The sequence below is a fragment of the Streptococcus sp. SS-4456 genome, from assembly GCF_036680365.1.
Lineage (GTDB): Bacteria > Bacillota > Bacilli > Lactobacillales > Streptococcaceae > Streptococcus.
Window position 1 is genome coordinate 1 of sequence record NZ_JAVIHI010000025.1, and the last position, 23324, is coordinate 23324.

21 protein-coding genes and 1 pseudogene are annotated in these 23324 nt (G+C 40.9%); 4 read left to right on the forward strand and 18 right to left on the reverse strand.

The features are described 5' to 3' along the window. Positions 1 to 128: 128 nt before the first annotated feature. A complete protein-coding gene (locus RFK25_RS07655) occupies positions 129 to 1799 on the reverse strand; it encodes a formate--tetrahydrofolate ligase (protein WP_332412748.1) in 1671 nt (556 codons plus the stop codon). Positions 1800 to 2016: 217 nt separating this feature from the next. On the opposite strand from RFK25_RS07655, the gene RFK25_RS07660 reads away from it, so the two are divergent. From RFK25_RS07660 to RFK25_RS07675, 4 genes are all read left to right on the forward strand, one after another. Further along, the gene (locus RFK25_RS07660; protein WP_332412749.1) at positions 2017 to 2712 is read left to right on the forward strand and encodes a phosphopantothenate--cysteine ligase; all 696 of its coding nucleotides are present in this window, start codon (positions 2017 to 2019) and stop codon (positions 2710 to 2712) included. Continuing rightward, on the forward strand, positions 2705 to 3259 hold the full coding sequence (gene coaC / locus RFK25_RS07665; RefSeq protein WP_332412751.1) for a phosphopantothenoylcysteine decarboxylase: 555 nt from the start codon (positions 2705 to 2707) through the stop codon (positions 3257 to 3259). Before RFK25_RS07660 ends, coaC begins: the two co-directional genes overlap by 8 nt. Further along, positions 3240 to 3809 (forward strand): ECF transporter S component, encoded by a 570-nt coding sequence (locus RFK25_RS07670; protein WP_332412753.1) that lies wholly within the window; start codon positions 3240 to 3242, stop codon positions 3807 to 3809. The genes coaC and RFK25_RS07670 overlap by 20 nt, the downstream gene beginning before the upstream one ends. 90 nt (positions 3810 to 3899) lie before the next feature. Next, complete coding sequence (locus RFK25_RS07675) at positions 3900 to 5618, forward strand: phospho-sugar mutase (RefSeq protein ID WP_332412754.1); 1719 nt, start codon at positions 3900 to 3902, stop codon at positions 5616 to 5618. 42 nt (positions 5619 to 5660) lie between these two features. On the opposite strand, the gene RFK25_RS07680 is transcribed toward RFK25_RS07675, so the two are convergent. The 17 genes and pseudogenes from RFK25_RS07680 to larC all read right to left on the reverse strand — a co-directional run bounded on the left by RFK25_RS07680 (position 5661) and on the right by larC (position 23308). Continuing rightward, positions 5661 to 6641: an aldose epimerase family protein gene (locus RFK25_RS07680; protein ID WP_332412756.1), complete on the reverse strand. Its 981-nt coding sequence runs from the start codon at positions 6639 to 6641 to the stop codon at positions 5661 to 5663. Between the two features lie 15 nt (positions 6642 to 6656). Further along, entirely contained in the window at positions 6657 to 7811 is a 1155-nt protein-coding gene (nagA, locus tag RFK25_RS07685) for an N-acetylglucosamine-6-phosphate deacetylase (RefSeq protein WP_332412758.1), read from the reverse strand. Between the two features lie 11 nt (positions 7812 to 7822). Next, the gene (locus tag RFK25_RS07690; protein WP_332412759.1) at positions 7823 to 8632 is read right to left on the reverse strand and encodes a glucosamine-6-phosphate isomerase; all 810 of its coding nucleotides are present in this window, start codon (positions 8630 to 8632) and stop codon (positions 7823 to 7825) included. A 23-nt stretch (positions 8633 to 8655) separates the two neighbouring features. Next, a complete protein-coding gene (locus tag RFK25_RS07695; RefSeq protein WP_332412761.1) occupies positions 8656 to 9321 on the reverse strand; it encodes a response regulator transcription factor in 666 nt (221 codons plus the stop codon). Continuing rightward, complete coding sequence (locus tag RFK25_RS07700; protein ID WP_332412764.1) at positions 9299 to 10822, reverse strand: HAMP domain-containing sensor histidine kinase; 1524 nt, start codon at positions 10820 to 10822, stop codon at positions 9299 to 9301. The genes RFK25_RS07695 and RFK25_RS07700 overlap by 23 nt, the downstream gene beginning before the upstream one ends. Before the next feature lie 139 nt (positions 10823 to 10961). Continuing rightward, positions 10962 to 12008, reverse strand: a complete 1047-nt coding sequence (locus RFK25_RS07705) for an ABC transporter substrate-binding protein (RefSeq protein ID WP_332412766.1) — start codon at positions 12006 to 12008, stop codon at positions 10962 to 10964. Positions 12009 to 12037: 29 nt separating this feature from the next. Next, positions 12038 to 12829, reverse strand: a complete 792-nt coding sequence (locus tag RFK25_RS07710; RefSeq protein ID WP_332412768.1) for an ABC transporter ATP-binding protein — start codon at positions 12827 to 12829, stop codon at positions 12038 to 12040. Beyond that, positions 12805 to 13590: an ABC transporter permease gene (locus RFK25_RS07715; protein ID WP_332412769.1), complete on the reverse strand. Its 786-nt coding sequence runs from the start codon at positions 13588 to 13590 to the stop codon at positions 12805 to 12807. The genes RFK25_RS07710 and RFK25_RS07715 overlap by 25 nt, the downstream gene beginning before the upstream one ends. 98 nt (positions 13591 to 13688) lie before the next feature. Next, the gene (locus tag RFK25_RS07720) at positions 13689 to 14471 is read right to left on the reverse strand and encodes a sulfite exporter TauE/SafE family protein (RefSeq protein ID WP_332412770.1); all 783 of its coding nucleotides are present in this window, start codon (positions 14469 to 14471) and stop codon (positions 13689 to 13691) included. 40 nt (positions 14472 to 14511) lie between these two features. After that, positions 14512 to 15978: a lactate racemase domain-containing protein gene (locus RFK25_RS07725; RefSeq protein WP_332412771.1), complete on the reverse strand. Its 1467-nt coding sequence runs from the start codon at positions 15976 to 15978 to the stop codon at positions 14512 to 14514. A 13-nt stretch (positions 15979 to 15991) separates the two neighbouring features. After that, positions 15992 to 16837, reverse strand: coding sequence for a triose-phosphate isomerase family protein (locus tag RFK25_RS07730; protein ID WP_332412772.1), 846 nt, complete (start codon positions 16835 to 16837; stop codon positions 15992 to 15994). A gap of 12 nt (positions 16838 to 16849) precedes the next feature. Further along, positions 16850 to 17653: an ATP-dependent sacrificial sulfur transferase LarE gene (larE, locus tag RFK25_RS07735; protein ID WP_332412773.1), complete on the reverse strand. Its 804-nt coding sequence runs from the start codon at positions 17651 to 17653 to the stop codon at positions 16850 to 16852. Between the two features lie 46 nt (positions 17654 to 17699). Beyond that, a complete protein-coding gene (locus RFK25_RS07740; protein WP_332412774.1) occupies positions 17700 to 18959 on the reverse strand; it encodes a glucose-6-phosphate isomerase in 1260 nt (419 codons plus the stop codon). 11 nt (positions 18960 to 18970) lie between these two features. After that, on the reverse strand, positions 18971 to 20122 hold the full coding sequence (locus RFK25_RS07745) for a class II fructose-bisphosphate aldolase (RefSeq protein WP_332412775.1): 1152 nt from the start codon (positions 20120 to 20122) through the stop codon (positions 18971 to 18973). A 59-nt stretch (positions 20123 to 20181) separates the two neighbouring features. Next, positions 20182 to 21345, reverse strand: coding sequence for a diphosphate--fructose-6-phosphate 1-phosphotransferase (locus RFK25_RS07750; RefSeq protein ID WP_332412776.1), 1164 nt, complete (start codon positions 21343 to 21345; stop codon positions 20182 to 20184). Positions 21346 to 21397: 52 nt separating this feature from the next. Beyond that, positions 21398 to 21937, reverse strand: coding sequence for a DUF924 family protein (locus RFK25_RS07755; RefSeq protein WP_332412778.1), 540 nt, complete (start codon positions 21935 to 21937; stop codon positions 21398 to 21400). A gap of 25 nt (positions 21938 to 21962) precedes the next feature. After that, positions 21963 to 23308 (reverse strand): annotated as a pseudogene (larC, locus tag RFK25_RS07760) (nickel pincer cofactor biosynthesis protein LarC). Between the last annotated feature and the right edge of the window lie 16 nt (positions 23309 to 23324).

A 23324-nucleotide genomic window follows, 5' to 3' on the forward strand; every position in this document is an offset into this window, starting at 1 on the left:
GATGGGGTGGTTTCAGCATTAAAACAGCCATTTTTCTCTAAAAACAGTAAAAAAGACAAACACCAAAACGATGTTTGTCTGCAATCTGAAAAATCCGCCAAAGAGCGGATTTTTTCTTTTCATGCTGATTAGAACAAACCAATAGCTGTCCCATCTTCTGCCACATCCATGTTGAGAGCTGCGGGTGCTTTTGGCAAACCAGGCATAGTCATAACATCACCTGTCAATGCCACGATAAAGCCTGCTCCCAATTTTGGAACGAATTCACGGACTGTAATGTCAAAGTCAGTCGGTGCCCCCAATGCAAACTGATCATCTGAGAAGCTGTATTGGGTCTTGGCCATGCAGACTGGCAACTTGTCCCAACCATTCTTAGCAAATTCAACCAATTGATTACGAGCCTTCTTCTCAAAGACAACGCCTGTACCACCATAGATTTGGGTAACAATCTTAGTTACTTTTTCTTCTAAACTGTCCTCAGCCTTATAGAGACGTTGGTAGTTGGCTGCTTGATTCTCAATAGTAGCAACAACTGTTTCAGCCAATTCAACACCACCATCAGCGCCATTTGCCCATACGCTAGCCAATTCAACAGGTACACCAATCTCAGCACAAAGTTCTTTCAATGCAGCGATTTCGTCAGCTGTGTCAGATACAAATTCATTGATAGCAACGACCGCTGGAATACCGTATTTCTGAATATTTTCAACGTGGCGTTTCAAGTTAGAAAAACCAGCTTTCACTGCCTCTACATTTTCAGTAGATAGTTCTGTCTTAGCTACACCACCATGCATTTTAAGTGCACGAAGTGTGGCAACAATGACTACTGCATCCGGAGCTTTTGGCAAGTTTGGCACTTTAATATCAAGGAATTTCTCTGCTCCAAGGTCAGCACCAAATCCTGCTTCTGTGACAGTATAGTCAGCCAATCGCATAGCTGTTGTGGTAGCGAGAACTGAGTTACAGCCATGGGCGATGTTGGCAAATGGACCGCCGTGGACAAAGGCTGGCGTTCCATAGATGGTTTGGACAAGGTTTGGTTTAATAGCGTCCTTCAAAATGAGGGTCAAAGCACCTTCCACCGCCAAATCACGCACATAGACAGGACTGCGGTCGAAACGATATCCAATGACGATATTTGCCAAACGTTCTTTCAAGTCATTGATGTCTGTCGCCAAACACAAAATCGCCATGATTTCAGACGCCACCGTAATGTCAAAACCATCTTCACGAGGAATACCGTTGAGCGGTCCGCCCAAGCCAACTGTTACTTTACGAAGCGCGCGGTCGTTGAGATCCACAACACGTTTCCAAATGATACGGCGCTGGTCAATGCCAATCGCATTTCCTTGGTGGATATGGTTATCAATCAAGGCAGAAAGAGCATTGTTTGCTGTCGTAATGGCATGCATATCCCCTGTAAAGTGCAGGTTAATATCTTCCATAGGTAAGACTTGGGCAAAGCCACCACCAGCAGCTCCGCCTTTGATCCCCATGACAGGACCCAAAGAAGGCTCACGAAGGGCAATCATGGTTTTTTTGCCAATTTTTGACAAAGCATCAGCCAAACCGATAGTAATGGTTGACTTCCCTTCTCCTGCAGGTGTTGGGTTGATAGCAGTCACCAAGATCAATTTCCCTGGCGCATTGTCTTTTACCGCATTGATTTTATCAAAGGACAATTTGGCCTTGTATTTCCCGTAAAGTTCGATATCATCAAAGCTAATACCAACTTTTTCAACGATTTCAGTAATAGGTTTCAAGGTCACACTTTGTGCAATTTCAATATCTGTTTTCATGAGAGCTCCATTTCCATTTTTTTCACAAACATTATACCATAGAAAAAATGATTTTCGCATATTTTCCGGAGTTATTGCAGATAATGTACGGTTTTTAGATACAATTATTCCCGATGAAACCATAATCATTTCAGTTAGGGAGATGATTTAATAAATCTTTGTGAAAAGACCTTCTCTGAAACTTTACGAAAAATGGAAATTCTAGTACAATATGAACATGAAACTATTGATTACATCTGGTGGCACCAGTGAAGCCATTGACCAAGTCCGTTCCATCACCAATCATGCCTCTGGCAATCTGGGTAAAATCATTGCTGAGAAAGCTTTGAAACTTGGACATGAGGTCACGCTTGTCACTACCAAGCAGGCTGTCAAACCTGAACCACAGAAGAATTTAATTATTATTGAAATTACAAATGTTGAAAGTTTACAATCAACTTTAGAACCTTTGGTCAAGACCCACCATGCCCTTATCCATAGCATGGCCGTATCGGATTATACACCTGTTTACATGACTGGCTTGGAGGAGGTTCAGGCAACCGAAGATATTACTAGCTTATTGGATAAGAAAAATGCTGAAAGCAAGATTGCTTCCAAGGATGACTACCAAGTCCTTTTCCTCAAAAAAACACCTAAGGTTATTTCCTATGTCAAACAATGGAACCCAACTATCCAACTCATCGGATTTAAACTTTTGGTCGATGTTTCTAAGGAAGAATTATTTGCTGTTGCTCGCCAAAGCATTGAACGCAATGGTGCAGATTACATCCTTGCTAATGACTTGACAGATATCAAGGGCAATCAACATATTGCCTATTTAGTAGACAAGACTTCCGAAGTTCAAGCTCAGACGAAAGAAGAAATTGCCCAACTCATTTTGGAAACTCTCGAAAAAGGAGAAAAACATGGCTAACATTACTCTGGCTGTAACTGGCTCCATTTCCGCCTACAAGGCTGCTGATTTAACCAGTCAATTGACCAAGCTCGGCCATCAGGTAACTGTCCTTATGAGCCGCTCTGCTATGGACTTTATCACGCCCTTGACCTTCCAATCCCTGTCAAAAAATCTAGTCCATACAGATGTCATGTTGGAAGAAAATCCTAGTTCTATCAAACACATTGATATTGCCAAAGCGACAGATTTATTTATAGTAGCCCCTGCTTCTGCCAATTCCATCGCTAAACTAGCCCACGGGCTGGCAGACAATATGGTCACTGCAACAGCCCTGGCCCTGCCCCTTGGAACTAAAAAGCTGATTGCCCCTGCTATGAATACCAATATGTACCTGAACCCTGCCACACAGAATAATCTCAAAACCTTGTCAGAATATGGCTTTGAGGAAATTAAACCACGCGAAGCCCTACTAGCCTGTGGCGATTTTGGGACAGGTGCCCTAGCTGAAATCGAGATTATATTAGAGAAAGTGAGTTCTAGTTTAAATGAAATCAAAAAAAACTAATCAAGTCGCTACACTTGCGATTTTTATTGCTATTATGGTGGTTATTGAAACCATTAGTCAGGCTATCTTTGCGGCCTTTGTCCTTCCTGTAAAACCAACTATCACCCATATCCCCGTTATTATCGCAAGTATCATCTATGGTCCTCGTATTGGGGCTCAACTGGGTGGTTTTATGGGAATTATGAGTATCATCCGAAACAGTATAATACTTTCACCTTTGAGCTATGTCTTCTCACCTTTTGTTGAGAATGGAAATCTATTCTCAGTACTCATCGCACTTGTACCACGGATTTTGATTGGAATTACTCCCTACTTCATCTACAAATTGTGGCAAAACAAAGCTGGTCTGGGACTTGCTGGTTTAACTGGGACACTCACAAACACCATCTTTGTATTGTCAGGAATTTTCATTTTCTTCGGCGGGGTCTTCAAGGGCGATATAAAGGCAGTCCTTGCAGCAATCGTTTCAGTCAATTCTATCGCTGAAATGGCGATTGCCACCATTCTAACCCTTGCCATTGTCCCAGTCTTACAGAAAGTTAAAAAATAAATATCAGAAAATCACGTGAAAGCGTGATTTTTCTTTTCAAACATGGTATAATGAAAGCGGTTAAAAGAAAATTATATAAGGAGATATGCGATGACTTATCAAGAAACCTATCAAACATGGCTCGACTTTGCAGACCTTCCAGACTACTTGCGTGAAGAATTAGTCGCAATGGATGAAAAGACCAAAGAAGATGCCTTCTATACAAACCTTGAGTTTGGTACAGCCGGTATGCGTGGCTATATTGGCGCTGGTACTAACCGTATCAACGTTTTCGTTGTACGTCAAGCTACTGAAGGTTTGGCAAAGTTGGTAGAATCCAAAGGTGAAGAAGCTAAAAAACGTGGTGTAGCTATCGCTTACGACTCACGTCACTTCTCTCCAGAATTTGCTTTTGAGTCTGCTCAAGTATTGGCAGCCCATGGTATCAAATCTTATGTATTTGAAAGCCTTCGCCCAACTCCTGAATTGTCATTTGCTGTTCGTCATTACAACGCCATCGCAGGTATCATGGTGACTGCCAGCCACAACCCCAAAGAATTTAACGGCTACAAGGTTTACGGTGAAGATGGTGGACAAATGCCACCTGCTGATGCAGATGCATTGACCAACTTCATCCGTGCCATTGACAATCCATTTGCAGTTGAATTGGCTGAGCTTGAAGCAAGTAAGGAAAATGGTTTGATTACAGTTCTTGGCGAAGAAACTGACGTTAAATACCTTGAAGAACTCAAAGACCTCAACATCAATCCTGACTTGATTGCTGAGTATGGAAAGGACATGAAGATTGTTTACACACCACTTCATGGTACAGGGGAAATGTTGGCTCGTCGTGCTCTTGCACAGGCTGGTTTTGAATCTGTCCAAGTTGTGGAAACTCAAGCAACTGCTGACCCTGACTTCTCAACTGTCGCTTCACCAAACCCAGAAAGCCAAGCTGCATTTGCCCTTGCGGAAGAATTGGGCCGTGAAGTCGGGGCAGATGTCCTTCTTGCAACTGACCCTGACGCTGACCGTGTTGGTGTTGAAGTTCGTCAAGCTGATGGTTCATATTGGAACCTTTCTGGTAACCAAATCGGTGCTATCATCGCAAAATACATCCTTGAAGCCCACAAGCAAGCAGGCACACTTCCTGCAAACGCTGCCCTTGCTAAGTCAATCGTTTCAACTGAGTTGGTAACCAAGATTGCTGAAAGCTACGGTGCTACCATGTTCAACGTCTTGACTGGTTTCAAATTCATCGCTGAGAAAATCCAAGAGTTCGAAGAAAAACACAACCATACTTACATGTTTGGTTTTGAAGAAAGCTTTGGTTATCTCATCAAGCCATTCGTGCGCGACAAGGATGCTATCCAGGCTGTACTTATGGTTGCTGAAATTGCTGCCTACTACCGCTCTCGTGGCATGACCTTGGCTGACGGTATCGATGAAATCTTCAAAGAATACGGCTACTTTGCTGAGAAAACAATTTCTGTTACACTTTCTGGTAAAGATGGTGCAGAGCAAATCAAGGCAATCATGGCTAAATTCCGTGACAATTCACCAGCCCAATTCAACGCAACAGACATCGCAGTCTTTGAGGACTTCGCCCTTCAAACCAAAACAGATAAAGATGGAAATGTTGAAAAACTCACTACTCCTCCATCAGACGTCTTAAAATACACCTTGGCAGATGATTCATGGTTTGCTGTTCGTCCTTCAGGAACAGAACCAAAAATCAAATTCTACATCGCAACAGTCGGTGAAACACTTGCTGAAGCAGAAGAAAAAATCGCCAACATCGAAAAAGAAATCAACGAATTTGTTGGGTAAGATTAAAAGCAAAAAGAGTCGCAGACGCGGCTCTTTTAGTATTTAAAAATCAAAGTGATAGCATGCCCAGGACTCTACGGTTTTGTCTGGTTCCAGCAAGTGACTTTTTTCAATAGAAGCTAGGCATTCTAAGCTAAAGGCTCCTTGTTTGACCGCTAGCTTAGGATTATTGTTATTGTAGGTATAGAGGACCAGTCCATCTTGATTCGTTGAAAGATGGAGTTTAATTTTACCATCTGGGCTTGTTACTGTTGCAGTCCGTGCAGGCTTGGTTAGTAACCAACAATTATCAAAACCGCCTAATAGTTCCAGTTGAGGATGAGATTGACCAAGACCTTCTCCAAATGATTTTTCAAATCGATAATCATAGGGAGTTTGACTGACCTGATGGATGCCATCAAATCTACCCTGCTCAGTATAATACTGAACCCTATCAGCCTCTATCTGTAAGCCATGGTCATGAATAGGCTCCATAAAATTCCCTGTCAAATTAAAGAAGGCGTGATTGGTCGGATTGAAGAGCGTTGCTTGACTACTTCTTCCTTTATAACTGACATGGAGTGAGTTATCTTCTCGCAAGCAATAGGTAGCTGACAATTGAATCGGACCAGGAAATCCGTTGTAGTTATCTGCCAAGGTCAATATAAAAGTAACACTATTATTTTGGACATCGCATTCTGATTGCCATAGCTGCATGCTAGCTGATTTTGGACCAGAATGCAATGAGAAGCCTGGACCATTTTCAGCCAATTCCAAGACTCGATCATAAAGAGTGATTTCCCCCTGGAACAAACGACCTGCTACTGGAGCAACTGTTGCACCAATATAGGGTGTTTCTTGGTATTCTTCAGCAGAATGACGGCTTAAACAGACATTTCGTAAGCCCCTATTTTCTTCTACCGGAAGTAGAATGTTAACAATCCTCGCTCCAAAGTCAGTCAAAACAACCTGCATCCCTTTGGAATTTTTCAAACGATAGGTTAATGAACCCAAACCAAACGGCTGAATGTCAATGGAATTCATATGCTCACCTACTTATTATTCATTTTCTTCAAAAACGATTTGACCAGCGATTACGGTTTTCTTAACTGCTAAATCATCGGATAATATGAGGAAATCCGCTGCTTTTCCATAGTCAATTGAACCGACAGTATCAAATACCCCAAGCAGTTTGGCAGGATTTTCCGTCAACAGTGGTAAGACTTTTTCTACCTTCTCACCTGTAAATTTGCAAATATTTTTTAGTGCCCGAATAGTTGTCAGGGTACTTCCTGCACGAACCTTTTCAGTTGCCAGTTGTGCATCCCCATCTATAACGACAATATCATTCACACCAAGCTTGTAATTGCCATCTGGTAAACCCGCAGCCATAATCGAGTCAGTAATCGCGATAACACGTTCCCAACCTTTTGTTGCTAGGAGCATCTTGACCGTACCTGGATAAAGGTGGCGACCATCACAAATGGCTTCACAATAGACGCTTTCCTTTTCCAATACTGCTCCCATGATGGCTGGCTCATGCTGATGGAAAAGTCGCATAGCATTGAAGGTGTGGGTACAGGTTTCTGCTCCCTTTTCAATAGCCTGACAGGCAATATCATAAGTCGCTGCAGAATGTCCAATTGAAACCTTGATGCCCAACTGTCGCAAACTTGGAATGGCTTCAAGTACACCTGGAACTTCTGGAGCAACAGTAATATAGCGTATATCTCCTTGTGCCCGCTCTTGCAAAGATTGGACCATTTTTGCATCGTAGTCAACCAAGAGATGGGCCGGCATAGAGCCACGATACTCATGCGATAAGAATGGACCTTCTAGATGGATACCACGAATGACTTTTGCAGTGCTTTCCCTGTAGATATTATATGCATCGATACAGGCTTCAATTTGCGGTAGTTCATCTGTCACCAAAGACATATGGGCATAGGTCGTTCCCTGACTAGCAAAGAACTGACTGACTTTTTCTAGACTATCTGGATCAGCATGGTTAAAATCTACATGGTAGCCACCATGGCTATGAATATCAAAAAATCCTGGAACTACAAGATGACCTTGAGCGTCAATGACTGCTGCACCGTCTGCTTCAAGGTTCTTCCCAAATAAACTAAAGCGTCCATCTTCAATCAGAATATCTTCATCTAAAAATTGTCTGTTCCGATAGACTTTACCATTTTTTATTACTAATTTTGTCATGTATTCACTCCTTACTGGGCTAAATATTCACTGAGGTAGAGCTGATAATCTGGGTGGTTTTGTAGAAGGGTCACTGGAAAATCTGCACTTGGTTCAGCGCAAGCTGCCCGACGTACAACTCCATAATGCCATTCTCTAAAGACTCCAAGCCGAACCTTTCGAGCTTGTAAGATTTCCTTCATTCCGATTGTTACACAATAGGTAGGCATAGCTTCCAAAGCACCACGCAGGTCACCAATGGAATTTACAGCCCGTGTTTCAGCTGCAATTTCTAACACTCTTGTTGGTAAATGCGCAAAGGCATCCTTAGTCATACTTGGCTCTGGTTCATTAAAGGCCACGTGTCCATTGATGCCAATTCCTCCAAGACACAAATCGACCTTTCCAAGTTTACTAATGGTCTCTGAGATCTGCTCCAAGTCCCTTGGATCAGGGAAAATCCGTTGCTCTTCAGGCATAATCAAATCAGGAGCAATCTGGCTGTAGACTGTTCGATTCATAAAACCACGAAAACTGAGCGGATGGTTAATATCAATCCACTCTTTTTCACCAGACAGGTACTCATCCATGTTGATGAACCAAACAGAAGCTAGGCTAACTCTTTTCTCATTGACCATTTTTACAAAATAAGGATAGTGCCCTACAGGACCGACTGGGCAAATGATAACCGTCGGTTCATCTTTGGCATTATTGGCTTCGATTGTATCCACCATTTCTCGAGCTAAGGCTTGAAAAATATCATCGTTTGTTTTCGCAACAACCAAAGGTACCTTACTTTCTTGAATGAAAGCTTCTCCCTTGAGCTTATAATACTCTTGCATAGTTCCTCCATTTTATTATTTGACTAGAACAGATGTTCTAAATTTAATTCTCGGATGGTTTGGACAACCTCCTTACTTCTACGTACTCCAAATTTTTTTAATATAGAGGTTATCTGGGTTTTAATGGTAACAGGTTCTACATACCGTAGTTTTGCCATATCAGATATTTTATAATTGTCTAATAACAACCTGACAATTTCTCTTTCAGAAATGGTTAGTCTGGAAAGATTAGTGATAAAAAACAAAAGACTTTTTTCTGATTTTTGTAGACGTTTGTATTCTTGAACCAGAACTTCTTGGGCAATTCCTTCCATCAGAGGATGGCCGGCCATGACGGCATGGATATGATGAAATATCTGCTTATAGTCCACACCTTTGACAATATAGTCTACTGCAGGAGTTGCCATTGCTGTAAGAATGGTTTGCCGACTTTCATGAGCAGTTAGGTAAATAACTTGGGTCTTAATACCTAAGTCCCCTATCTTTTCTGCTGCGATGATTCCTGCATTCATGGTTTCCATTTCTATATCCATCAATACGATATCAGGTGGATTTTGTTTAACCAATTCCACCAACTCTTCTCCCGACTTTGCTAAACCAGTGACTGTGAAAGCGGGATTCTTATCAATGGCTTCCGCTAGATCTTCAAGAATATAAGGCATATCCTCAGCTATCATGACTTCTATCATTGGTGTTACCTCCTGCTTGATATTTTGGAAGATAGACTGTAAAGGTTGTTCCAACACCCAGCTTACTATCACAATAAATACCGCCATAATGGTCCTTTAATATTCCACGAACAAAGTAAAGGCCCATCCCCCAGTTTGTTGAGGAATTTTTCTGCGAATAAAAGGGTTCAAAAATTTTCGAATATAGCCTTTTATTGACTCCACAACCGTTATCTTTCACTTCAATCACCGTAAAGGCTCGAACGTTTCTCAGGATTAGTTCAATCTTCCCTTGCCCTCTCTGAATCTTTTGCAAATTGGCTTCATGGGCATTGGACAAAAGATTACTAAGAGCCTCGCTCAACAAGTCCTTATCCGCTAAAATATAAGCATCCGCCTGGCACACCAAATCAATTTCCTGCTGGGGATACTGCTGATGAAATAACTCAATGGCTGCAAATAAGACCTCTCGGGCTGGTACAGGAACTAGATAGGAGGTATTGACACGGATGGAACGATAAAAGCGATTGATTTTGTCAAGACTATCCGAAATATCCTGTTCCAAATCTGTCACATATTTGTCAATCACTTCCTGATTGCTACCTTCTTGAATGGCTGTTTTTAATCGTTTGCTAACGATTTGATGTGACAAGAGTTGATTCTTCATGCCATGAATAAACATGGAAGTGGCTGGAGCAATCAATTGCGCTTTTTTCTGAATAGCGACTTCTTGTCGCGTAACGGAAATAGCCCCCTGTATATAACGGACCAAGCCAATTGCACCAAGGATGGTCACTACCAGTGTTGCCATGACCAGAACATAATACAAGCGAACGGGCAACAGCGTGCTAAAATAGAAAACTCCTTGCTGCCAGACATAGTTCGAAAGATAAAAATAGTAAATTTGACCAGGTTCCTGCACAAAATAGAGCAAGTATAAACCTGTCAAAGAAGTAATCAGCAAGGCAATCAGGAAAAATTGCCTACGAAATACTGTTAATTCGATAGACAACAACTCCTTGTAGACGATACCCATTGCCACTAGGGTCATACCAATTAACAATAAATTGACCAAACTCATGGTCCCTTCCATGATATCTGGAACGGTGATAAAAAAGGTAAAGAGTGGAGGACTAGAAAGTAAAAGCGTTACAACATTTAGCAATAATATCCACTTAAATCTAGGCATCAAGCTTCTCGCCTTTGGAGAAAGGGAATATGAAACGGCCACTCTGAGCAAAAAATAAGGGAAAAAACATCTTCCAATGGCTAATAGAAACCCCAGTTGGTGGAGGGTGATTGGTAAGGAACGTAAACTATCTCGAACGAGCTTATTGATGAAAAAGAAAGCAATAAAATCATCTTCGATTCCACCTTTTTTAGCAATATAGATTACAACTGTTCCAACGGTTAATACAAGGCTAAAGAGTAAACTTGAAATAGCAACCGACTCACGAGCACGGTAAAAGAAAGGCAAAATAGCCGAAACTATCACAAATAACAGCAATAGCAAAATAAGCATACTTTCTCCTTTCTACATTTCATTTTGATAACCAATCACTCCGAGAATATTTAGAAAAAAATAGAGCAAAGCAGGGGGAAATCCATCCTCCTGCCTCCACTTCTCAAGGTTTCTATCACTACATTTGGAACCACATAGATTACTTAAGACTATTTAGCGCCTTGCTCATTTGATCGATGAAGACATATTCAGTCACATCACGAGGAGCGCTTACTGCACCTGCTTTGATAAAGTTTTCTTGTTGTTTTTCATAATAGACTTTTAGGTCACCACTATCGATGAGTTCCTTAATTTGCTTACTGGTCAACCAATCACCATCGTTCAACTGCTCTTTAATGGTTGCAACATCTCCACCGATTTGTTTAGCAGTCCATTCAGCAACTTCTTCTTCATGCTCAGCACGGTAGTCCATTGCACGATAAAGACCTTTCAAGAACTTAGCTACTTTTCCGCTATTTTTTTCAGAATAGCCAGGTGTGGTTGCATAAGAAGCAATGGATGGGAATTCCTTAGCATAGCGTACGTTATTTGCAAGAGAAACTGCCTTATCACCCAACTCGTCTTTAATAGCTGTGGTATTTGGTGACCAAGTTGCTGCAGCATCAATTGAACCTGAAATCATAGCTGTAACAATTGCTGAAGCATCCATATCCACAATTTCAACATCTGTTTCAGCCAAGCCAGCTTCTGCCAATGCTAGTCGAAGAATGGTTTCTGCTGAAGTTCCAGAAGCTGATGCAATTTTTTTACCTTTCAAATCAGCTAGGCTATTAACACCTTTATCAGTACGGCCAATCACTTCATCCGCATTGCCAAGTTGTGAGAAGGAAATAACTTCTGCACGACCTTCAATCGGTAATTTATGGGCACCTGGGCCAATGTTACCAATATCAATAGTGCCTGATTCCATGGCTGCAATAATAGTTGGTCCGTCAGCGAACTCAACCAATTTTACATCCAAGCCTTCTTCTTCAAAGATACCAGAATTGACACCTGCAATAATATCATGCAAACTAGCGTAGTTTGGCATATAAGCGATATTGATGGTTTCCAATGCAGGTGCTGATTCTTCTGTAGCTTTTTCAGCAGTTGTATTGGAAGTGCTTGTTGAACAAGCAGCTAGACCGACAGCTGCTAAGAAGCACACTGTTGAACGAAAAATCTTAGATTTGTTTAGTTGAAACATAATCTACTCCTTTCAAAAATTTTTTTGACTTATTTTCTGACTTCTAAGTACTCTTCATAAACTTGTGACCAAATGTAGTTTTTGATGTCTAGAAATTCCTTACTTAATTTTGTAGCTTGATCTCTTGGATGCGGAATATTGATATCCACAATTTCTTTGATACGACCTGGACGGGCACTCATGATAATAACGCGACTTCCAAGAATAATAGCTTCATCCACATCGTGAGTGATAAAGAAGCAGGTCTTCCTCTCCTTTTCCCATGTTTTTATCAACTCTTCCTGTAACTGTGTTCTAGTCTGAGCATCTAGAGCTCCAAATGGCTCATCCATTAGCAGAATTGAAGGATTGACCGCGTAAGCTCTGGCAATGGCAACACGCTGCTTCATACCGCCTGATAACTCTTTTGGATAATGATCCGCAAAGTCTTGCAAGTCCACCATTTTGATATAGCGTTCTGCAATCTGCGCTGCTTCTTCTTTGGACTTGCCTTGCATCTCAAGACCAAACATAACATTTTTCTTGACAGTTAACCAAGGAAATAAGGCATATTGCTGAAAGACAACTCCTCGGTCAACACCTGTTCCGACGACTTCTTTTCCGTCACAATACACTTTGCCTTTTGTTGGACTAGATAATCCTGCAATGATATTCAACAGTGTGGATTTTCCACAACCAGATGGACCAACAACCGTGATAAACTCATTTTCATAAATGTCCAGGTTAACACCATTTAGGGCAACGACTTCCCCATTTCTAGTAGGGAAAGACTTGACTACATTATCGATTTTAACTTTTACAGTTCCTGTTTCTCTTGCCATCCAGTCAACTTCCTTTCCATTTCAGCCACTAATTTGTTCACCACAATTCCGATAATACCGATAATTAAAATATAAAGTAGCATAGGTGGTGAATCAAAGGAGTTATTCAAGGAACGAATCCGCATTCCCAATCCAGCAGAGGCACCTGTTGATTCTGCCGCTATCAAGGTTGTCAAAGCAACAGATGTTCCCAAACGAATGGCAGTCATGACAAATGGTAGAGAGGCTGGAATGAGAATCCGTTTAAAAATATCCAAATCCGAAGCTCCCAAAATACGAGCTGCCTTTATGAGGGTAGGATCAATATTGATGACCCCTTGATAAATGGTAATCGTCATCGTTAAAAATGTAGCGATCGTAATAACAATAACCTGTGGTAAACGACCTACACCTGCTGAAATAACAACCAGCGGCACATAAGCCAAGGGTGGAATATTTCGGATAAATTGAATCCAAGGTTCTACGATATTACGATATGGAACATACCAAGCCATGACCATGGCATTTGGTACAGACAAGGCAAAACCAGCTAGAAATCCTAGAACGACTGAAATTAAACTTGACTTGATATCCTCAAAGAAGACTCCCCGCTCAATCATTTTAAACAATGATTCCCAGACCAAGCTAATATTTGGAAAACTTCGAGCAGTTTTCTCGTTAATAGACAAGAGCCACCAGACAATTAAAGCGACTATGAGCGACAGGGTTAGCCAAGCATACTTTTCTAGCTTTGCATTTTGAAATAGAGATTTCTTACCCACTAAAAGTACCTCCTTTATGTAGTTCTTAACTAAATTGTAAGCGTTACCAAAAGAAAATACAAGTCAGAAAAAATTTCATACTTTTATTGGATATTGAACTAAAAAAGTTTGATGAGGTTATAAAGGTTGATCAAGAGTACAACAAGAATAACAGCTTGAAAGGTTCTTTCGACCTTTTTAACAGATAATCGTTTGCTCAGATAGGCTCCTAAAAATCCACCAATAATAGCAGCTGGCACGATATAGAACAATAAACTCAAATCGAATTGTCCTAATTGTCCTTGCACTAGTATCGTTGCAAGCTTAGACAATTGTGAAAACAGTATCGTTGCAATTGAATAGACCGTCGCTTCTTTTATTGGGAGAGAAAAGACTAACATCAACAAGGATACATTGATAGGACCGCCACCAATTCCCAATAGGCTAGCAAGGCTACCTAATACCAGACCACAGGCTAGATAAGCAATCTTACTAGTCTGATTGAAACTGCGCAAATTCTTGATAGAATACAGGAAAGCAAATATAAGGCTCAGCATGGTCAATAGGATTTGAAATACTAAGACTTGCTCATCATTTTCCATATTGCTTAACAACCAATTTAAGAGATGGTTGCCAAGAATGCCACCTAAAATTGCACCAAATGACAGAAAGCCTACCTTCATCCAGGATAGAACAACACCCTGCCTAACCTGACGATAGGTTGAAACAAGGGACATGGTAAAGACTGCTACGGAAGAATAGAAGGAAATAGTCGCTACAGAATGTGCTCCTATCAAGTCCAGCAAGGGTTTAATGATGACACCCCCGCCCATACCTGAAACAGCACCAACCATATTTGCGACCACGATGATGAAAAAATAAAGTAAACCTAGGAGCTCCATATCTTGCTACCTCCCAAATTCCATTTGTTATTCTTCATTGCTAGCCTTCATAACGCGGTGCCATCGGAGGTAGCTCATCCTTCATCATCAAATGAACGGCTGCTGTTTTAAAGGCCTTAGGCAGGGCAAGGATATTTGGATTTTTTCCAACGAATTTCTTCTTAGCATCTTCAAGAGCTTCTTCAAAAGTTGCCCTGGTCTTCAATCCCATACCACGCGCATAACCAGGCTTTTCGGCACCAACCAAATAAATAGCAGCTGTATGTTTCTCAGCCAAGTGACCACAAGAAATCATACTAAAACCATGGAAGGGATGAAAGGCGTTAGCATAACGATACTTACGAATATATTCTTCATTGGTCGCAAAATATTCACCATAACGGTTCAAATCAACCAGGGTATCTCCTTCCTTCAGGAAGAGGTCATAGAGTTCTGGTAAGTAAGGCCATAGACTTTCATTGAAGTAGCCATTACAAGTGCTTGCACAGATAAAGACACAATTATCGCTCATAATCCGTTTGTGACGGATTACTTGAGCAGACAGGGCCTGCATCAACATGATTGGATTGGTTCCCATACCATCACCATAGTGGAAAAACTGAGGCATACCAAAAACGATAATGTCATACTTTTTCTCTGCAAAAGGTACATAGGTTCTGGCATTACCAATCTTCCAAGCCTGCTTTTGAACTTCATCAGCAGATCCACTATTGATCTCAATTTGACGGGATTTGGTGTCCAAAACAGCATCACAGCAGAAAAATTTCTTGCCCATTTTTTCTTCCATGTGCATACCAATTTCATCAAACTTATGGCGCATGAGAGAATCATTATTGACTGGAACAAAATCTTTTCTGTGCATGACTTTTGGTACATGGTGGGAAGCTATAGATTTCCAGTGGGTAATACCTGTTGAACAATGCTTATAGCCACCAGAATAGCCACCATAAGGATTGCCTTGCGTATGACCAATCAGAATCGCTACATCACTTTCATATACATACTTGTTCATGATGACAGGATCGCCCTGTCTCGTCTTACCTAAATCAATTAAATGCTCATAGTCCTCGCTATCATGGTTGATAATTTGACCTGTTGGAGCAAATTGATGATAGAGGTCGGCTCCTAGAACACCGAGAATTTCCTTTTCTGTATTTTTTCGATGCAAACCGTTAGAGCAGATTAGTAATATATCCTCTTTTTTTACCCCAACACTATACAACTCATCCAAAATCAGCTTGATGGATACCTTGCGATGGGCTGTAGCCTGTTCGCCTCCCTTTACCCTATCAGGAAAGACTATCGTTACCTTGCTACCTGGCTTGGCTAATTCTGTCAAAGGGGGCATCCCAAGTGGATTACGTATGGACTCCAAGGTTGCAGCTTCTATTTCCTCCTCAGGTAGACAGGGTGGATCTGCTACTGTTTCACCTGGAATAAACACATCTGTATTGTCTGGCAATTCTGCGGTCATGGTTCCATGACCGTATTCAAATTCAATTTTCATCAATAACTACCTACTATCTTTCTTTTAGGAATAAGTCCGCAATAGCAACATACTCATCAGGGTAAAATCCAATATCACCTGTAAATCGTGTCAAGGCAATCAAGCCACCATCAAGGTTTGGAATCTTGGCTAAACTACCAGCATTGTCTAATTTTAGACCACCTCCGTAAATCACATCAAGTGTCGGATAAAGAGTTTTAATGTAGCTAACTACTTCTTCCACCTGCGAGCTAGTAGGCGGTGTCTTACCTGGACCGATAGCCCAAACTGGCTCATAGGCAATGACAATATTTTCTAAGTCCACCTGTTCTAACCCAAGTTGCAATTGAGTTTTCAACACTTCTTGCCAATTCTCTCTCTCCTCCAGAGTTTCTCCGATACAATACAATACCTTCAAACCTGCCTCTTGAGCAGCTAGAATTTCTTCCCTCAGAATGCAGTTGACAGATGAAAAATCCGTAATACCTGCCTGACTCAGTATGCCTTTCTTATCCAGTCGTTCTTCCAAATGACCGATAATAGTGGCTCTTACCCCCAATTGCCTCATACTATTTGCAGTTCGGTGGCTGGTAAATGCTCCAAAATTGCCATCAATTGCAGTATCTGCTCGATAGACACTTTGACACCCCAAGTGAAATAACTCCTCATCTTCTAAGGCAGACGCTGCTGAAATAATATGAGCTTCAGGGAAATAGATGGTAAATTCCACATCTGGATAGACTGATTTCAAACTATCCAAACGGTCACAAACTGCTTTTACAATGGTAGTCCCCCACTCGTCAGGATGGGATAAGTCATTTACACCACCATATTGTTTCAAAATGTCAAACCTCTTTAAATTCAAATGAATATGGTTCATACTTCCTCCTTACTAATTTTTTCGTTGCAACTCTTCGTTCATTCGCCCTGTTTCATAACCGAAAAGATCGAGAGATACATAGATAAAACCGTATTTTTTTAATGTTTCCACAATCAAATCTCGTTTTGCAAAGGCCAAAACCAATTGCTCTTTTCCCACTTCAATCCGTGCCAAACTGCCATGATGTCTGACTCTGACTTGCTCTAGTCCAATTTTTGCTAAGAAGGCCTCACTTTTCATGACCTGTTTTATCTTTTCACTCGTAATTAAACTGCCATAAGGAAACCTCGACATGACACTACAAGAGGAAGGTTGATTCCAATTGATCCCTGACATCTTTTTGGCAGCGTTTCGAACTTCAACTTTTGAAAATCCTGCTATTTGAAGGGGACTTTGAACGCCCAGTTTATCTCTAGCTTTTAATCCTGGACGGACATCAAACAAATCATCTATTATCATTCCGTCAACAACATTGGCTAAATCATATTTTTTAGCGAGAGCGATAATACTGCTATACATCAGTATCTTACTGTGATACCAACTTTCAACTGAATAATGTCGAATAGTTTCTAACTTTAGTTCATCCACTCTCAGGACTTCGAACCAGATATCATGTTTCTGAGCGAAGGAGATAGCTTGAGCAGTATCCGATTGTCGAATCAATTTTGAATCAATGATAACCGCCAGGACATTTTTCTTTCCTAATATTTCCTTAGCTTTTAAAAGGAGAAAACTTGAGTCAATTCCTCCTGAAAAGGCTAGAGCTATACGGCCGTAGTCTGTCAGTACCTTTTTTAATTTTTCTTCTTTTGACATCATTTTCCACCTCTCATGATTCATCCCTTTATCTGACAATAAGGTCCTATTTTCTTTTCAATTCATCAAACATCAATTGTTTATAGTCTTCTACTCCTGGCTGATTAAAAGGATTGACCCCCATGATTTGACAAGATAGGTAGCAGGCAAATTCAAAGAAATAGAATAATTGACCGAAATGATAGGCATCTAGACTATCTATTTTAACCACTGAACAAGGTAATCGTTTGGAATGGGCTTGATAAGTCGCCTCAAATGCGATTTTATTGATTTGCCAAAAATCCTGTCCATCTAAATAATCAAAACCATCATCTTTAGAATCAGGAAGAACAATTAGACTAGCATTGGCCTGCTGGACGTCAATAAAGGTTTCAATGACAATCGGACTACCTTCTTGGATGAATTGACCAATGGCATGGAGGTCCTCAGAATATTCTGCACAGGTTGGAAGAAGACCACGACTGTCCTTACCCTCACTCTCACCAAATAATTGCAACCACCACTTATGAAACCAGCGCAATTGTGGTTCAAAACTAGCCAGTAACTCTACCTTATAACCACTGCGGTAGCAAACATTTCTAAAGGTAGCATAAGCATAGGCTGGATTATGGATTGACCTATCTTGATGGAGTTGCTCTTGAACTGCTTTTGCCCCATTTACCATATCCTCAATAGAGATTCCTGCAACAGCAATTGGAAATAGTCCAACGCTTGTTACAGCTGTATATCGTCCTCCAACGTCCAGTGGAAATTCCAAAAAACGATAGGAATATTGCTGACAAAAGCTGTCGAAGTGACTACCGACCGTGCCAGTACCAATGATTCGACGAGCAGCCTCACTTTCTCCATACTGTTCAATCAAGTATTGGCGTAATACTCTAAAAGATGAACCTGGTTCTAAGGTTTCAAAATTTTTGGCAATGCAATTCAGGTAAACAGATCTACCTTCTAATCGTTTTAAAACCTGTTTCAATTGATAAGCAGACAAGGTATTGCCACTATAAATGATTTCTGGACCATCTGTTTGCAAAGCCTTGATAACAGAGCGAGCAGCGTTATTTGAACCGCCCACTCCAATAACTACAAAAATGTCTGCATCTTTGCGAATTTCAGCAGCCAATTCTTCTAGTTCTTTCACTATCTTGGTGCCTGCCCATTTGTCAACTGTAAACCAACCCAGACTATCTTCATAGTCAGACTGTTCTTTTAAGATTGTTTCTATCTGGTTTCTATTTTCCTCCAGAAACTCCTGGTAGTCTTGTTTATCCTTATCATTTGGGAAATGTGCGCTAAATTGTATCATCATCTTCTACCCATCTAGGCTTGCTTTTTATACCAATCTATCATTTCTTCTAAGGAATGTTGTTGGATCAAGTTGGCCTTACCATAGCAACCAAACTGGACAATAAGTGGTGCCATTGCTTCTTTAGTTGCCAACTCTATTGCCTGAACAACCAGTCCAACTTCTTCACTTGGGATATTGCCATACATGAGCGTGTCCATAATTGGATATAGATAGGCGCGGGGATCAGAAACCGTCAGGTTTTCTGACAAAATCCGATAAATATCTTCCAGTAGCGGTGCTGATTGAAGATGGGGCATCTTCTTAAATAATTCCCGAAGATTGCGCGTGGTTGCCAAACGAAGATCCGTATCCACGTTGATTTTGCTGATACCAACCTTTGAAACCTCTACTAATTGTTGAACCTCAATTCCATGTGCGTTTTGTATATCTCCTCCCAAAGCATTGATTTCATCAACAATATATCTAGGTACCGTTGATGATCCATGGCTGACCAAGAATCCATCAATTCCCTCATGCTTCATGCATTCTTTAATGGCAATCGGAATTTCTTTACGAATTTTAGTCGCCTTGCCCTTATTTGGTCCATGTGTTGTCCCATAGCTAATAGCTAGAGCATCTACCCCAGTTTTCTTAAAGAAATCAACTGCCTGAAGGGGATGTGTATAGGATGAATTTTCACTAAAAACATCGTCCTCCATACCAGCGATGACGCCCAATTCTCCTTCAACTGAAACACCACGCGCATGGGCATACTTGACAACTTCGCGTGTTAACTCAACATTATCTTTATATGGAAGACTGGAACCATCGATCATGACACTGGTATAACCACCATCAATCGCAGCCACACAAGCATCAAAGTCATTACCGTGGTCCAAATGAAGCACAACTGGAATATCAACTTCTGCTGCATAGCGTCTCACCGCATCTCCAATATTTTTAGCTCCAATTCGTTTTTCCTCTAAACTACAGTTTTGAAAATCGATTCGTCCCCCCATGAAACCATTGGCCAGATTGGCACCTTGAATAAGGACTGGACTACGTAATTCATTATGGATTTCAATCGCAGCCTTGATTTGCGCTACTGAATTCACATTAAAAGCTGGTTGGGCATACTGCATCTTATCTGCAATTGATAGAATGTCACGTAAATTGACTAGCATATCTTCTCCTTTTCATATCTGAGGTGGATTTCACTCACCACTCGTCACTGTTTACTTGCTTAGTTAAAGGAAATCATGTCAGGCAAATCGGGTCCAATCAATGGTTGGCACCAATCAATAAAGGCCTGAGTTACACCATTTCCATTTTCATTGATAAATTCCTCTGGCATCGTCCGTTCGTAGAGCATGACCTCCTCTATGTCTACTAAAAATGTTTCGATTTGATAGTCCGAATCTTCTATTCTTCTAAAGGCCACCATTTGACCACTACTGCCTGCCACAGCTGCTTCAAACGCTTTAGCACCTGCTAGAACTGCTTCTTCTAAATCCACAGAGCTTTGTAAGGCAATAGACGCACGCCCCAATAAGCCAGGCTTTTCACCTCTAGCCTTATAGCCCAATTTCTGAATAACTAGGTTGGCGAGATGAGCGCTGACATCTCCAAAGTAGGTAGCACGTCCAACTTGGAAAATCGGTTTGACAATCGGCTTCCCTTCCTTGTCAACCAAACCTTCACTAGCAACAACAACAATTCCAGACTTCACTTTTAGCAAGTCAGCAATATCCGACAAAAATTTGTCCTCATCAAAAGGAACTTCTGGCAGATAAAGCAAATCAGGAGCAAATTCACCACTTGGATCCGCCAATTGACTAGCTGCTGTTATCCAACCAGCATTCCGTCCCAAAGCCTCGATTACCACAACATGAATCGGCAACCCCTTAACATCTGCACAAATTTCCTTGACACTCTGAGCCATGTAGCGTGCTGCACTTCCAAAACCAGGACTATGATCAGTGATAGCCAAATCATTGTCCATGGTCTTAGGAATTCCCATTACTTTTATATCAAACGAATGTTCCTGAATGGTTTGAAACAATCGCCCACAGGTATCCATAGTCCCATTTCCACCATTAAAGAAAACGTAACCAACCTCATGCTTGTTTAGAATATGAACCATTTGCTCATAGTCATCTTTTTCTAAGGGAGTTCGAGAAGTCCCTATGGCTGTTCCTGGAGTCTGCTTTAAAAGACTCAATTTTTCAAGCGGAAAATCTGTCAAATCAATAAAATCTTCTTTCAGTAAACCTTCTGTCCCGTTTCTAGCTGCGAAAACCTTACCCGTAAATTGATGTTTTCTAGTAGCCTCAATGAGGCCATAGAGAGAACCATTCATAACTGCAGTTGGCCCACCGCCATGGATAATCAAAATATTCTGTGTCATTCCTTTCTCCTTTGTTTGTAAAATGATGATTACCAAATAAATATGTAGACTGTCAGAATCCTGTAAATTCTGATAGATAGACGATTTCTTCTGAACTAGACTTCCTACCTAGCACCCTATTCCGATGAGGAAATCTACCAAATCGATCAATAATCTCCTTATGCAACCGAGCATACTTTAATTTCTTTTCATCTCCAAAGCGCTCAAACAAATCAACACTTTGTTCCTGAACTGCTTGATTTTCAGCATGCATAAAGGGCATGAGAGCAGCAAGTCTATAATCCAATGGAAGTTCTGAAAAACTTGAATCTGCAATCATTTTTCTAGCCAGGACTAATGCAGCTTCATCCTGTTCGAATGCTCTGGCTGAATCACGAAACATATTGCGGGAAAATTGGTCAAGTAGGATGATGACTGCAAGACAACCTTCTAGGTTTTCTTGCCAATCAAAAAGACGATTTTGACAAGCCTCCTGCCAAACTCTAAAAAATCTATCACGAATAATCTGATCAAATGGCTCATCCTTAACAAAATGTTTGGAACGATTTTCCGGAGCAAACCAAAAATCCAATACTTCTTGATATGTAACCATACTGCCTCCACCTATTTCATCGATTTTATTTTTTTGTAGGATTGGACCTCACATAATCTTCAGCCGTTTTCATACAAGCCTGATAAATCCTCGAGAATGGAATTTTCTTTTCCAAGGCAAGTGCTTTCATATCCTCAAATTCTGGGGTTACTTTTATCAATCTTTCCTTGAGAAAACCTAGTTTAAACTGAATTAAACCAAACTCCGTCCTTAGCTTAATAAGTGAACGATCTAATACGGTCCTTTCAGTTTCGTACTTGCGAAGGCCAAATGTCGATGTTTCTGTTAATAGATACTCTCCTAACTCCTCACAATCCTCTTCATTACACAGGAGTGTAAGCAGATGTCCTGGTCTATTTTTCTTCATTTGAATCGGTGTCAGATATGCATCTAAAACCTTAGAATTGGAAATTAAGCTCTCTAGAACATAACCTAAAGCTTCAGAGGTCATATCATCAATCTGACATTCCAGAACACTAACCTTATCTACTTTTTTACGGCAATTACCCGTAAGATATTTGGATGGTTAAAGGTCTTGGTTCCTGCACCATAACCAATTTTCTCTATGGTTCCGCATGGAACTTCAGAATAGGTATCAGCCAAAACCTTGGCAAAGGCTGCTCCCGTTGGAGTCGTTAATTCACCCTCACAGCTAAATGAAGCTAGCGGCACCCCAACCAATATTTCAGCAGTGGCAGGTGCTGGTATTGGATAGAGTCCGTGCGCAATCTCAATCCAACCATGGCCAACTGCTGGCTTGTTGAAAACCAAATGATCTACACCTAAATTCTCTAAAGCAAGACAAACACCAATGATATCAATAATCGAATCCATAGCTCCGACTTCATGAAAATGCACATCATCCATTGGAAGACCATGAATTTTTCCTTCAGCACGCGCAATCTCTGTAAATAATTGAACACTTCTAGCCTTAACCCTATCAGGCAATTGACTGGATTCAATCATTTGAATGATGGCCTTAGCATGATGATGTGAGTGATGATGTTCATGGTCAGTGTGTTGGTGGTGGAGATTTCCGTCTACATGGAAATGAGTATGTTCATGATGATGGTGGTGATGAGATTGACCATGTTCATGACCATGAGAGTCTTTATGACTATGTCTATGATGTGCGTGACTATCCTCTTCTTCATTTGATGGCGCTTCTGCCATCCCATTCGCCAACTCTACAACCAAATAGCTAGCTGTAATCCCTTTTTCATTCTTGGAAATCACATCCATTTTAAAAACTTGGATAGGTAGTTTAGCTAGTTCAGTTCTTATATAGTCAATATCAGCTCCCAAATCAATCAAGGCGGCCAACATCATATCGCCAGCAATACCATATCTACAATCTACAAACAAATCCATTCTGAAGACCTCACTT

Bases quoted from the DNA above. Each gene is read 5' to 3' on its own strand.
- RFK25_RS07670 (WP_332412753.1), top strand. From the start codon at position 3,240: ATGAAATCAAAAAAAACTAATCAAGTCGCTACACTTGCGATTTTTATT.
- RFK25_RS07655 (WP_332412748.1), bottom strand. From the start codon at position 1,799: ATGAAAACAGATATTGAAATTGCACAAAGTGTGACCTTGAAACCTATT.
- RFK25_RS07750 (WP_332412776.1), bottom strand. From the start codon at position 21,345: ATGACACAGAATATTTTGATTATCCATGGCGGTGGGCCAACTGCAGTT.
- RFK25_RS07745 (WP_332412775.1), bottom strand. From the start codon at position 20,122: ATGCTAGTCAATTTACGTGACATTCTATCAATTGCAGATAAGATGCAG.
- RFK25_RS07710 (WP_332412768.1), bottom strand. From the start codon at position 12,829: ATGGCAAGAGAAACAGGAACTGTAAAAGTTAAAATCGATAATGTAGTC.
- nagA (WP_332412758.1), bottom strand. From the start codon at position 7,811: ATGACAAAATTAGTAATAAAAAATGGTAAAGTCTATCGGAACAGACAA.
- RFK25_RS07675 (WP_332412754.1), top strand. From the start codon at position 3,900: ATGACTTATCAAGAAACCTATCAAACATGGCTCGACTTTGCAGACCTT.
- RFK25_RS07705 (WP_332412766.1), bottom strand. From the start codon at position 12,008: ATGTTTCAACTAAACAAATCTAAGATTTTTCGTTCAACAGTGTGCTTC.
- RFK25_RS07755 (WP_332412778.1), bottom strand. From the start codon at position 21,937: ATGGTTACATATCAAGAAGTATTGGATTTTTGGTTTGCTCCGGAAAAT.
- coaC (WP_332412751.1), top strand. From the start codon at position 2,705: ATGGCTAACATTACTCTGGCTGTAACTGGCTCCATTTCCGCCTACAAG.
- RFK25_RS07700 (WP_332412764.1), bottom strand. From the start codon at position 10,822: ATGCTTATTTTGCTATTGCTGTTATTTGTGATAGTTTCGGCTATTTTG.
- RFK25_RS07720 (WP_332412770.1), bottom strand. From the start codon at position 14,471: ATGGAGCTCCTAGGTTTACTTTATTTTTTCATCATCGTGGTCGCAAAT.
- larE (WP_332412773.1), bottom strand. From the start codon at position 17,653: ATGTCAAAAGAAGAAAAATTAAAAAAGGTACTGACAGACTACGGCCGT.
- RFK25_RS07680 (WP_332412756.1), bottom strand. From the start codon at position 6,641: ATGAATTCCATTGACATTCAGCCGTTTGGTTTGGGTTCATTAACCTAT.
- RFK25_RS07695 (WP_332412761.1), bottom strand. From the start codon at position 9,321: ATGATAGAAGTCATGATAGCTGAGGATATGCCTTATATTCTTGAAGAT.
- RFK25_RS07740 (WP_332412774.1), bottom strand. From the start codon at position 18,959: ATGATGATACAATTTAGCGCACATTTCCCAAATGATAAGGATAAACAA.
- RFK25_RS07660 (WP_332412749.1), top strand. From the start codon at position 2,017: ATGAAACTATTGATTACATCTGGTGGCACCAGTGAAGCCATTGACCAA.
- RFK25_RS07690 (WP_332412759.1), bottom strand. From the start codon at position 8,632: ATGCAAGAGTATTATAAGCTCAAGGGAGAAGCTTTCATTCAAGAAAGT.
- RFK25_RS07730 (WP_332412772.1), bottom strand. From the start codon at position 16,837: ATGAACCATATTCATTTGAATTTAAAGAGGTTTGACATTTTGAAACAA.
- RFK25_RS07725 (WP_332412771.1), bottom strand. From the start codon at position 15,978: ATGAAAATTGAATTTGAATACGGTCATGGAACCATGACCGCAGAATTG.